Source organism: Paenibacillus sp. BSR1-1 (genome assembly GCF_030403775.1).
Classification (GTDB): domain Bacteria; phylum Bacillota; class Bacilli; order Bacillales; family Cytobacillaceae; genus Neobacillus.
In genome coordinates this window covers 44,875-53,882 of the sequence record NZ_JAQMWQ010000029.1, presented here as the reverse complement: position 1 = coordinate 53,882, position 9,008 = coordinate 44,875, and the positions used below count along the sequence as shown (strand labels likewise).

The following is a 9,008-nucleotide window of genomic DNA, read 5'->3' as shown; positions in this document are numbered from 1 at the left end:
ATTAACCTTGTTTTTGTTTATGTTTAGGGTTTTCACAGATAACCATAACTTTTCCGCGTCTACGGATAACTTTGCACTTTTCGCAGATCGGTTTAACAGATGGTCTTACTTTCATTATCCTAACCTCCTTAGTAGTACGGAGTGCAAGCGAATTATTTGAAGCGGTAAGTAATTCTTCCGCGTGTCAAGTCATATGGAGAAAGCTCAACAGTAACCTTGTCTCCAGGAAGAATCCTGATGAAGTGCATGCGGATCTTACCAGAAACATGAGCCAGCACAGTATGACCATTTTCTAATTCTACCTTAAACATCGCATTTGGCAAAGTTTCAATGACTTTACCCTCAATTTCAATTACATCATCCTTGGCCATCAACTCGTCTCCCTTCTCTATTCAAAAATAGTATTCGAAAATGTAAAATTAATCTTCTAATAGGTACAACAATAGCAACCTTAAAATTTTAACATATTGTACAGCATCTGTCCGCAAGTAAATTCTACATTTTTAGGAATTTATCAGTCCTCATGTAAGTCTTGCCCAACTCTCGGTCCTACATACTAAGTACAATAGAAAAGCCATTTTCTCCCACATACTTTTGTTTTCTTTTGAAGAGATGTTCGAGAGTCGCCCGCCCGGTGTTGCTAATGACCATTAACGTAAATCCTCAAGTAATTGCTCGATGTCAGCAAAAACTTTGCGAATATCCTGTTGACCATCAATCGTGCGGAGATAGCCTTTTGTTTCATAAAAAGTTAGTAATGGCTCTTGTTGTTTGATGTTGACGTCTAAACGGTTTTGAACTGTTTCCGCATTATCATCAGCTCTTTGATAAAGCTCGCCGCCACACTTGTCGCATGTACCTTCGTTGGCAGGGGGATTAAATACTAGATGATAAGTGGAGCCGCAGTCTTTACAAATCCGACGTCCAGTCAAACGTTCCATTAATATACTTTTATCAACGTTAATATTGATTACATAGTCAATTTTTTTGTTTAAATCAACTAGTAAGTTTTCCAACGCATCTGCTTGAGGTACTGTTCTAGGAAAGCCATCCAGCAAAAAGCCTTTTTCACAGTCATCTTTGCTTAATCGTTCACGAACAATGCCGATTGTTACTTCATCAGGAACAAGTTCACCTTTGTCCATGAAGGATTTTGCTTGTAATCCTAGTTCAGTTCCTTCTTTCATCGCTGCACGGAACATATCTCCAGTTGAGATATGAGGGATGCCGTATTGCTCTACGATTCTTTCAGCCTGAGTACCTTTTCCAGCACCCGGAAGCCCCATTAATACTAAATTCACACGTGTTCCCCCCTCGTGCTATATTTGGTTTCAGGGGCCAATAGGTCCCCAAAACCTTTTACTTTATAAAACCTTTATAGTGACGTTTAACAAGTTGTGCTTCAAGTTGTTTCATCGTTTCAAGTGCAACACCGACAACGATGAGCAAGCTTGTTCCGCCTATTTGTGCCGATTGTGGCAAATTCGCTAATTTAATGAATAAAACAGGAAGAACCGCAATAACAGATAAGAAGATCGCACCAACAAATGTTAAACGATATAAGACGCGTGTTAAGTATTCTTGCGTGCTCTTACCAGGACGTATGCCAGGAATATAGCCGCTTTGCTTTTGTAAGTTTTCCGCTGCTTGTTCAGGGTTAACTTGGATAAAGGCATAGAAATAAGTAAACGCGATAATTAATGCTGCATAAAGAGTCATCCCAATTGGATGAGAATAGTCAAATACTTTTGTAATCCAGAGTGTGACATCATTCGTTGGAAAGAATGATGCAACAGTTCTTGGCGTTACGATGAATGAAACGGCAAAGATAACAGGGATAACACCGGCTGCGTTAACTTTTAACGGCATATGAGTGGATTGGCCACCAACCGGATTGCGTCCTTCTACAACGCGTTTCGCATATTGAATAGGAATTTTACGTGTTGCTTGCTGGATGAAAATAACTCCAACAACAATGGCAATAATAGCAAGAACTATTAATGCGACCGTAACTATACGTAGGAACAAAGCTTCTCCTGCATTTTCGAACTGTTGGACATAAATTTGATTAACTGTGTTAGGAATGGCAGCAACAATACCAGCGAAGATAATGATCGAGATACCATTTCCGACACCCTTCGTGGTAATTTGCTCACCTAACCACATCAAGAAAGAAGTACCAGCAGTTAAAACTGTAGCAATCAATAGATAAGTTCCGATTCCAGGGTTTTCAATTAGTTGGCCATTGGCTAAATTATTAAAGCCATATGACATACCTAATGCTTGGATAAATCCAAGCACAACAGTGAAATAACGAGTGAACTGAGCAATCTTACGACGCCCTGATTCCCCTTGCTTGGACCATTCCGTAAATTTCGGAACAACATCCATCTGTAAAAGCTGAATGATAATCGAAGCAGTGATATACGGCATGATACCCATTGCAAAGATGGAGAATTGTTTCAACGCTCCACCGCCAAAGGTATTTAAAATCCCGAAAACACTTAGCTTATCCTGATTAGCAAGAACCTCAGCATTTACATTCGGTACAGGGATAAATGTACCTAGTCGAAAAACGACTAACATTAAAAGGGTGAAAATAATTTTATTCCTTATCTCACCCACGCGCATAAAATTGGAGATTGTCTGGAACATTAGATCACCTCAGTAGTTCCACCAGCAGCTTCGATAGCTTCCTTAGCAGCAGAGGAGAATTTGTGAGCTTTCACAGTCAGCTTTTTCTCTACGTTCCCTTTTGCAAGAACTTTAATTCCTGCTTTTTCGTTACTTACAACGCCTGTTTCGATAAGAAGTTCTGGAGTAACTTCTGTACCTTCTTCAAAGCGGTTTAATGCATCAAGGTTCACAACTGCGTATTCTTTACGGCTAATGTTCGTGAATCCGCGTTTTGGTAAACGACGGAATAAAGGTGTTTGACCACCCTCAAAACCAACACGTACACCGCCGCCAGAACGAGCGTTTTGACCTTTATGACCTTTACCTGCAGTCTTTCCTTGGCCAGAACCGATCCCGCGTCCTAAACGTTTGCGCTCTTTACGAGAACCTTCGGCAGGTTTTAATTCATGAAGTTTCATATTGGCACCTCCTTATGAAAGAAAACAATGGATTATTGTTCTTTTACTGTTACAAGGTGAGCAACTTTGTTAATCATACCGCGAATCGCAGCGTTATCTTGGTGCTCAACTGTTTGATTTAATTTACGTAAACCTAGCGCTGTAACTGTTGCACGTTGGTCCTCAGGGCGACCTATAACGCTCTTGTTGAGGGTAATTAAAAGTTTCGCCATTTGATTTCCCCCCTTATCCTAACAGTTCTTCTACTGATTTACCACGTAATTTCGCTACGTCTTCAGCACGTTTTAATTGTTTTAAACCATCAACTGTAGCACGTACCATATTAATTGGAGTGTTTGTGCCTAATGATTTAGAAAGGATATCAGCTACCCCAGCTAATTCAAGAACCGCACGAACTGGACCACCAGCGATAACTCCTGTACCTTCAGAAGCAGGCTTAAGAAGAATTTCACCAGCACCAAAACGTCCAATTACTTGGTGAGGAACAGTAGTTCCAACCATTGGTACTTCCACTAAGTTTTTCTTTGCATCTTCGATAGCTTTACGAATTGCATCAGGTACCTCTTGGGCTTTACCAGTACCGAAGCCGACATGACCGTTTTTATCTCCCACTACGACAAGTGCAGAGAAACGGAAACGACGTCCACCTTTAACAACCTTCGCAACACGGTTAACAGTAACTACGCGTTCTTCAAGTTCAAGTTTGTTTGGATCAATACGACGCATCTTTAAGTGTCCCTCCTTTGTCTATTAAAATTGTAGGCCGTTTTCACGAGCAGCATCAGCTAATGCTTGAATACGTCCATGGTATAGGTATCCTCCACGGTCAAATACAACTGCAGAGATCCCTTTTTCAACCGCACGTTTAGCAACTAATTCTCCGACTTTTTGTGCAGCTTGAGCGTTGCTTGTAGATTCAAGACCGAAGTCTTTTTCTATTGTAGAAGCACTTGCTAAAGTAACTCCATTCATGTCATCGATAATTTGAGCATAAATGTGTTGGTTTGAACGGAACACATTTAGACGTGGACGAGCTGAAGTTCCGCTAAGTTTCGCACGAACACGAGCATGTCTTTTCTTGCGAGTAGCGTTTTTATCAAGCTTCGTAATCATTTACGTCACTCCTTTCGTTTACCTATGCGGCATTACTTACCTGTTTTACCTTCTTTGCGACGAACAAATTCGCCTTCGTAACGAATTCCTTTGCCTTTATATGGCTCTGGAGGACGAACTCCGCGAATATTGGCAGCTAATGCACCAACACGTTCTTTATCAGTACCTTTAACAATGATCTTTGTGTTAGTGGGTACTTCGATTTCAAGACCTTTTTCAGGTTCCATTTCAACTGGATGAGAGTAACCAACGTTTAATACAAGCTTAGTACCTTGCTTTTGAGCACGGTAACCAACCCCGATTAATTCTAAACCTCTTTCGAAGCCTTTGGAAACACCTTCAACCATGTTCGCGATCACAGCACGAGTAGTACCATGTAATGCGCGGATTTCTTTTACATCAGATGGACGAGTCACTGTAATGATGTTCTCTTCAACAGTGATCGCAATCTCAGGATTAAAAGTACGAGTAAGTTCGCCTTTAGGGCCTTTTACTGTAACTGTATTATTATTTAAAGTAACCGTAACTCCTGCTGGAATTTCGATAGGTTTTTTTCCTACGCGAGACATTTAGTGCACCTCCATTCATTCAAAAACTCGATTACCAAACGTATGCTAAAACTTCTCCACCGATTTGTTTTGCACGAGCTTCTTTATCTGTAATAACACCTTGTGATGTAGATACTAGTGCGATACCAAGACCGTTAAGAACACGTGGTACCTCAGTAGATTTTGCATAAACACGAAGACCAGGCTTACTTATGCGCTTAAGACCAGTAATAACACGCTCATTATTTGTACCGTACTTTAAGAAGATACGGATGATACCTTGTTTGTTGTCGTCGATAAACTCAACGTCACGTACGAAACCTTCACGCTTTAAGATTTCAGCGATTTCTTTTTTCATATTAGAAGCAGGTACTTCTAACTTTTCGTGACGTACCATGTTCGCATTACGAATGCGAGTAAGCATATCTGCAATTGGATCTGTCATGACCATTATTTTTACCTCCTTCCACAACTCTGGGTTTTACCAGCTAGCTTTTTTAACACCAGGAATTTGTCCTTTGTATGCTAATTCACGGAAACAAATACGGCAAAGCTTAAATTTACGGTATACAGAGTGTGGACGGCCGCAACGTTCGCAGCGAGTGTACTCTTGTACAGCATATTTAGGCGTGCGTTTTTGTTTCGCAATCATTGACTTTTTAGCCACGTTTTCGCCTCCCTTATTTAGCGATTACTTTTGGAATGGCATTCCAAATTGAGTTAAAAGTTCACGAGATTCTTCATCAGTGTTAGCAGTCGTTACGATAACGATATCCATACCACGAACTTTGCTTACTTTATCGTAATCAATTTCAGGGAAGATTAATTGTTCTTTAACACCCAAAGTATAGTTACCGCGACCGTCAAATGCTTTCTTAGAAACACCACGGAAGTCACGTACACGAGGTAAAGAAACAGAAACTAATTTATCCAAGAATTCGTACATGCGCTCACCGCGAAGAGTAACCTTTGCACCGATTGGCATACCTTCACGAAGACGGAAGCCAGCGATAGATTTTTTCGCACGAGTGATAAGTGGCTTTTGACCAGTGATCGTTGCTAATTCTTCAACAGCGTTATCAAGAGCTTTTGCGTTTGCAACTGCATCACCAACACCCATGTTTACAACGATCTTTTCAATCTTAGGAACTTGCATAACTGATTTATAGCTGAACTTGCTCATTAGAGCAGGAGTAATTTCTTTAACAAACTTTTCTTTTAGGCGGTTCATGTGTGTACCTCCCTTCTTAATTTAAACTATTTATCTAATACTTCACCGGATTTTGCTACGCGTACTTTTTTGCCATCAACCGTTTTGTAACCTACACGAGTTGGGTTACCTGATTTAGGATCGATAGGCATAACGTTTGATACATGAATTGGAGCCTCAAAGCTGATAATTCCGCCTTGTGGATTCACTTGAGAAGGCTTTGAGTGCTTTTTCACGATGTTTACGCCTTCTACTAGAACACGGCTGTCTTTAGGATAAGCAGCTAGGATAACACCTGTTTTGCCTTTATCCTTGCCAGAAATAACTCTGACTTTATCACCTTTTTTTACATGCATCTTGTCGCACCTCCTTAAAGGCAATTGATTTTAAAATTATAATACTTCTGGAGCAAGAGAAACGATTTTCATAAAGTTGTTATCGCGAAGTTCGCGGGCAACTGGTCCGAAGATACGTGTTCCACGTGGGCTCTTATCATCTTTAATGATTACACATGCGTTTTCATCGAAACGAATGTAAGAACCATCTGGACGGCGAGCGCCACTCTTTGTACGAACAATAACAGCCTTAACAACGTCACCTTTTTTAACAACGCCACCTGGTGTTGCTTGTTTTACTGTACAAACGATCACATCACCAATACCAGCAGTTTTACGACCAGAGCCACCAAGAACTTTAATCGTAAGTACTTCACGAGCACCAGAGTTGTCAGCAACTTTTAAACGTGATTCTTGTTGAATCATGTGTGTAACCTCCCTTCGGATTGAAGCTTATCCGAACAATTAAATAATAACGGCTTTTTCTACAACTTCGACTAAACGGAAGCGTTTAGTAGCTGAAAGTGGGCGAGTTTCCATAATGCGAACAACATCACCGATTTTTGCCAGGTTTTGCTCATCATGAGCTTTATACTTTTTAGAGTACTTAACGCGTTTACCGTATAAAGGATGCTTTTTGTAAGTTTCAACAAGAACTGTAACTGTTTTGTCCATCTTGTCAGAAACAACGCGTCCTGTGTAAACTTTGCGTTGGTTACGTTCACTCATCTGTGAACCTCCTCTCATTTATTACTTGTTAACGCTGATTTCTCTTTCGCGAACAACAGTTTTCATACGAGCGATCGCTTTACGTACTTCACGAATACGCGCAGTATTTTCTAGTTGTCCTGTCGCCAATTGAAAGCGTAGGTTGAAAAGCTCTTCTTTAAGAGATTTTACTTTTTGTTCAATTTCAGCAGTGGTAAGGTCACGAAGTTCATTAGCTTTCATTTGATTCACCACCAATTTCTTCACGTTTTACAAACTTACATTTTACTGGAAGTTTGTGCATAGCAAGGCGTAATGCTTCACGTGCGATTTCTTCAGAAACACCCGCGATTTCAAACATAACTTTCCCTGGCTTTACAACTGCTACCCAGCCTTCAGGTGAACCTTTACCGGAACCCATCCGCACTTCTAGAGGCTTTGCAGTGTAAGGTTTGTGAGGGAAGATTTTAATCCATACTTTACCGCCACGTTTCATGTAACGTGTCATCGCAATACGAGCAGCTTCGATTTGACGGTTTGTAATCCAAGAAGCTTCCATTGCTTGAAGGCCGAATTCACCGAATGTTACTTCAGCTCCGCCTTTTGTTTGGCCGCGCATATTTCCACGGTGTTGACGGCGATATTTTACGCGTTTTGGCAATAACATTATTATTTGCCTCCTTCCGCATTTTTCTTCTTAGTAGGAAGGACTTCTCCCTTATAGATCCACACTTTTACGCCAAGCTTACCATAAGTAGTATCAGCTTCAGCTGTAGCATAGTCGATATCAGCGCGAAGTGTATGAAGAGGTACAGTTCCTTCGCTGTAGTGTTCAGAACGAGCGATATCAGCGCCGCCAAGACGACCAGATACCATTGTTTTAATACCTTTCGCACCAGCGCGCATTGCACGTTGAATAACTTGCTTTTGTGCACGACGGAAAGATACACGGTTTTCTAATTGACGAGCAATATTTTCAGCAACTAGTTTCGCATCAAGATCAGCTCTCTTAATTTCAAGGATGTTGATGTGAACACGTTTGCCAGTAAGTTGATTTAATGCTTTACGAAGTGCTTCAACTTCAGTACCGCCTTTACCGATAACCATACCAGGCTTAGCTGTATGAACTGTTACGTTAACACGGTTAGCAGCACGTTCGATTTCTACTTTAGAAACAGAAGCATCTTTTAAACGCTTCGTGATATACTCACGAACTTTAAGGTCTTCGTGTAAAAGATCAGCGAAGTCTTTACCTGCGTACCATTTAGATTCCCAATCACGGATGATTCCGATACGCAAACCGACTGGATTTACTTTTTGACCCACAGCTTATCCCTCCTTCTTTTCTGTTAAAACGATTGTAATATGGCTTGTGCGTTTGTTAATTTGGCTTGCACGACCCATTGCGCGAGGACGGAAACGTTTTAAGGTTGGTCCTTCATCAACGAATGCTTGAGTTACAACTAGAGTGTTAACGTCCATTTCATAGTTGTGCTCTGCGTTTGCCATAGCGGATTTTAATACTTTTTCAACGATTGGAGAAGCAGCCTTAGGTGTGAGATTTAAAATCGCCACAGCTTCACCAACTTGCTTTCCTCGGATTAAATCAACGACTAAACGTGCTTTACGAGGAGCAATACGAACTGTTCTTGCAACAGCTTTAGCTTGCATTTGGATGCCCTCCTCTCTTAACGTCTTGTTTTCTTGTCATCATTACCGTGCCCTTTGTAAGCACGTGTTGGAGCGAATTCTCCAAGCTTATGACCTACCATGTCTTCAGTAACATATACAGGCACATGTTTGCGACCATCGTAAACTGCGATTGTGTGGCCGATAAATTGTGGGAAGATCGTAGAACGGCGAGACCAAGTCTTAATAACTTGTTTGCTCTCAGTTTCATTTAACTTTTCGACCTTAACCATTAAATGATCATCAACGAATGGTCCTTTTTTTAAGCTGCGACCCATGAAGGTACCTCCCTTCGTGACTGTTCTACGGT

At 40.9% G+C, this 9,008-nt stretch carries 20 protein-coding genes; all 20 read right to left on the bottom strand.

From position 1 onward, the window contains the following. Window position 1: 1 nt before the first annotated feature. The 20 genes from rpmJ to rpsS all read right to left on the bottom strand — a co-directional run bounded on the left by rpmJ (window position 2) and on the right by rpsS (window position 8,976). Window positions 2–115, bottom strand: coding sequence for a 50S ribosomal protein L36 (rpmJ, locus tag PH210_RS26320; RefSeq protein WP_000868344.1), 114 nt, complete (start codon window positions 113–115; stop codon window positions 2–4). Window positions 116–152: 37 nt separating this feature from the next. Next, entirely contained in the window at window positions 153–371 is a 219-nt protein-coding gene (infA, locus tag PH210_RS26315) for a translation initiation factor IF-1 (RefSeq protein ID WP_007085268.1), read from the bottom strand. A 279-nt stretch (window positions 372–650) separates the two neighbouring features. Further along, window positions 651–1,301 (bottom strand): adenylate kinase, encoded by a 651-nt coding sequence (locus PH210_RS26310; protein ID WP_289989313.1) that lies wholly within the window; start codon window positions 1,299–1,301, stop codon window positions 651–653. 58 nt (window positions 1,302–1,359) lie between these two features. Then, window positions 1,360–2,655 carry a preprotein translocase subunit SecY gene (gene secY, locus PH210_RS26305; RefSeq protein ID WP_289989312.1) on the bottom strand — a complete coding sequence of 432 codons (1,296 nt, stop codon included), beginning with the start codon at window positions 2,653–2,655 and terminating at the stop codon, window positions 1,360–1,362. Then, the gene (gene rplO / locus PH210_RS26300) at window positions 2,655–3,095 is read right to left on the bottom strand and encodes a 50S ribosomal protein L15 (RefSeq protein WP_223595839.1); all 441 of its coding nucleotides are present in this window, start codon (window positions 3,093–3,095) and stop codon (window positions 2,655–2,657) included. The genes secY and rplO overlap by 1 nt, the downstream gene beginning before the upstream one ends. Window positions 3,096–3,127: 32 nt before the next feature. Next, window positions 3,128–3,307, bottom strand: coding sequence for a 50S ribosomal protein L30 (gene rpmD, locus PH210_RS26295; protein WP_223595841.1), 180 nt, complete (start codon window positions 3,305–3,307; stop codon window positions 3,128–3,130). A 13-nt stretch (window positions 3,308–3,320) separates the two neighbouring features. Beyond that, entirely contained in the window at window positions 3,321–3,821 is a 501-nt protein-coding gene (gene rpsE, locus PH210_RS26290; RefSeq protein WP_223595843.1) for a 30S ribosomal protein S5, read from the bottom strand. Window positions 3,822–3,845: 24 nt separating this feature from the next. Further along, complete coding sequence (gene rplR, locus PH210_RS26285; protein ID WP_289989311.1) at window positions 3,846–4,208, bottom strand: 50S ribosomal protein L18; 363 nt, start codon at window positions 4,206–4,208, stop codon at window positions 3,846–3,848. Between the two features lie 32 nt (window positions 4,209–4,240). Then, complete coding sequence (gene rplF / locus PH210_RS26280) at window positions 4,241–4,777, bottom strand: 50S ribosomal protein L6 (protein WP_289989310.1); 537 nt, start codon at window positions 4,775–4,777, stop codon at window positions 4,241–4,243. 31 nt (window positions 4,778–4,808) lie between these two features. Then, entirely contained in the window at window positions 4,809–5,207 is a 399-nt protein-coding gene (gene rpsH, locus PH210_RS26275; RefSeq protein WP_223595849.1) for a 30S ribosomal protein S8, read from the bottom strand. Window positions 5,208–5,237: 30 nt separating this feature from the next. Then, entirely contained in the window at window positions 5,238–5,423 is a 186-nt protein-coding gene (locus tag PH210_RS26270) for a type Z 30S ribosomal protein S14 (RefSeq protein ID WP_034676107.1), read from the bottom strand. Between the two features lie 24 nt (window positions 5,424–5,447). Further along, complete coding sequence (rplE, locus tag PH210_RS26265; RefSeq protein WP_289989309.1) at window positions 5,448–5,987, bottom strand: 50S ribosomal protein L5; 540 nt, start codon at window positions 5,985–5,987, stop codon at window positions 5,448–5,450. Between the two features lie 26 nt (window positions 5,988–6,013). Further along, a complete protein-coding gene (gene rplX, locus PH210_RS26260; protein ID WP_223595853.1) occupies window positions 6,014–6,322 on the bottom strand; it encodes a 50S ribosomal protein L24 in 309 nt (102 codons plus the stop codon). Window positions 6,323–6,358: 36 nt separating this feature from the next. Further along, a complete protein-coding gene (rplN, locus tag PH210_RS26255; protein WP_034676100.1) occupies window positions 6,359–6,727 on the bottom strand; it encodes a 50S ribosomal protein L14 in 369 nt (122 codons plus the stop codon). 39 nt (window positions 6,728–6,766) lie between these two features. After that, window positions 6,767–7,030, bottom strand: coding sequence for a 30S ribosomal protein S17 (rpsQ, locus tag PH210_RS26250; RefSeq protein ID WP_289989308.1), 264 nt, complete (start codon window positions 7,028–7,030; stop codon window positions 6,767–6,769). Between the two features lie 21 nt (window positions 7,031–7,051). Then, window positions 7,052–7,252 (bottom strand): 50S ribosomal protein L29, encoded by a 201-nt coding sequence (gene rpmC / locus PH210_RS26245; protein ID WP_007085282.1) that lies wholly within the window; start codon window positions 7,250–7,252, stop codon window positions 7,052–7,054. Then, complete coding sequence (gene rplP / locus PH210_RS26240; protein WP_223595855.1) at window positions 7,242–7,676, bottom strand: 50S ribosomal protein L16; 435 nt, start codon at window positions 7,674–7,676, stop codon at window positions 7,242–7,244. The genes rpmC and rplP overlap by 11 nt, the downstream gene beginning before the upstream one ends. Window positions 7,677–7,678: 2 nt before the next feature. Then, complete coding sequence (gene rpsC, locus PH210_RS26235) at window positions 7,679–8,335, bottom strand: 30S ribosomal protein S3 (RefSeq protein ID WP_289989307.1); 657 nt, start codon at window positions 8,333–8,335, stop codon at window positions 7,679–7,681. Between the two features lie 3 nt (window positions 8,336–8,338). Beyond that, window positions 8,339–8,680 (bottom strand): 50S ribosomal protein L22, encoded by a 342-nt coding sequence (gene rplV / locus PH210_RS26230; protein WP_223595858.1) that lies wholly within the window; start codon window positions 8,678–8,680, stop codon window positions 8,339–8,341. A 17-nt stretch (window positions 8,681–8,697) separates the two neighbouring features. Beyond that, on the bottom strand, window positions 8,698–8,976 hold the full coding sequence (rpsS, locus tag PH210_RS26225; RefSeq protein ID WP_026565526.1) for a 30S ribosomal protein S19: 279 nt from the start codon (window positions 8,974–8,976) through the stop codon (window positions 8,698–8,700). Window positions 8,977–9,008: the final 32 nt, after the last annotated feature.

What these genes read in the sequence shown, in the direction of transcription:
- rpmJ (WP_000868344.1), bottom strand. Translation starts at nt 115, where the DNA reads ATGAAAGTAAGACCATCTGTTAAACCGATCTGCGAAAAGTGCAAAGTT.
- infA (WP_007085268.1), bottom strand. Translation starts at nt 371, where the DNA reads ATGGCCAAGGATGATGTAATTGAAATTGAGGGTAAAGTCATTGAAACT.
- secY (WP_289989312.1), bottom strand. Translation starts at nt 2,655, where the DNA reads ATGTTCCAGACAATCTCCAATTTTATGCGCGTGGGTGAGATAAGGAAT.
- rplO (WP_223595839.1), bottom strand. Translation starts at nt 3,095, where the DNA reads ATGAAACTTCATGAATTAAAACCTGCCGAAGGTTCTCGTAAAGAGCGC.
- rpmD (WP_223595841.1), bottom strand. Translation starts at nt 3,307, where the DNA reads ATGGCGAAACTTTTAATTACCCTCAACAAGAGCGTTATAGGTCGCCCT.
- rpsE (WP_223595843.1), bottom strand. Translation starts at nt 3,821, where the DNA reads ATGCGTCGTATTGATCCAAACAAACTTGAACTTGAAGAACGCGTAGTT.
- rplR (WP_289989311.1), bottom strand. Translation starts at nt 4,208, where the DNA reads ATGATTACGAAGCTTGATAAAAACGCTACTCGCAAGAAAAGACATGCT.
- rplF (WP_289989310.1), bottom strand. Translation starts at nt 4,777, where the DNA reads ATGTCTCGCGTAGGAAAAAAACCTATCGAAATTCCAGCAGGAGTTACG.
- rpsH (WP_223595849.1), bottom strand. Translation starts at nt 5,207, where the DNA reads ATGGTCATGACAGATCCAATTGCAGATATGCTTACTCGCATTCGTAAT.
- rplE (WP_289989309.1), bottom strand. Translation starts at nt 5,987, where the DNA reads ATGAACCGCCTAAAAGAAAAGTTTGTTAAAGAAATTACTCCTGCTCTA.
- rplX (WP_223595853.1), bottom strand. Translation starts at nt 6,322, where the DNA reads ATGCATGTAAAAAAAGGTGATAAAGTCAGAGTTATTTCTGGCAAGGAT.
- rplN (WP_034676100.1), bottom strand. Translation starts at nt 6,727, where the DNA reads ATGATTCAACAAGAATCACGTTTAAAAGTTGCTGACAACTCTGGTGCT.
- rpsQ (WP_289989308.1), bottom strand. Translation starts at nt 7,030, where the DNA reads ATGAGTGAACGTAACCAACGCAAAGTTTACACAGGACGCGTTGTTTCT.
- rpmC (WP_007085282.1), bottom strand. Translation starts at nt 7,252, where the DNA reads ATGAAAGCTAATGAACTTCGTGACCTTACCACTGCTGAAATTGAACAA.
- rplP (WP_223595855.1), bottom strand. Translation starts at nt 7,676, where the DNA reads ATGTTATTGCCAAAACGCGTAAAATATCGCCGTCAACACCGTGGAAAT.
- rplV (WP_223595858.1), bottom strand. Translation starts at nt 8,680, where the DNA reads ATGCAAGCTAAAGCTGTTGCAAGAACAGTTCGTATTGCTCCTCGTAAA.
- rpsS (WP_026565526.1), bottom strand. Translation starts at nt 8,976, where the DNA reads ATGGGTCGCAGCTTAAAAAAAGGACCATTCGTTGATGATCATTTAATG.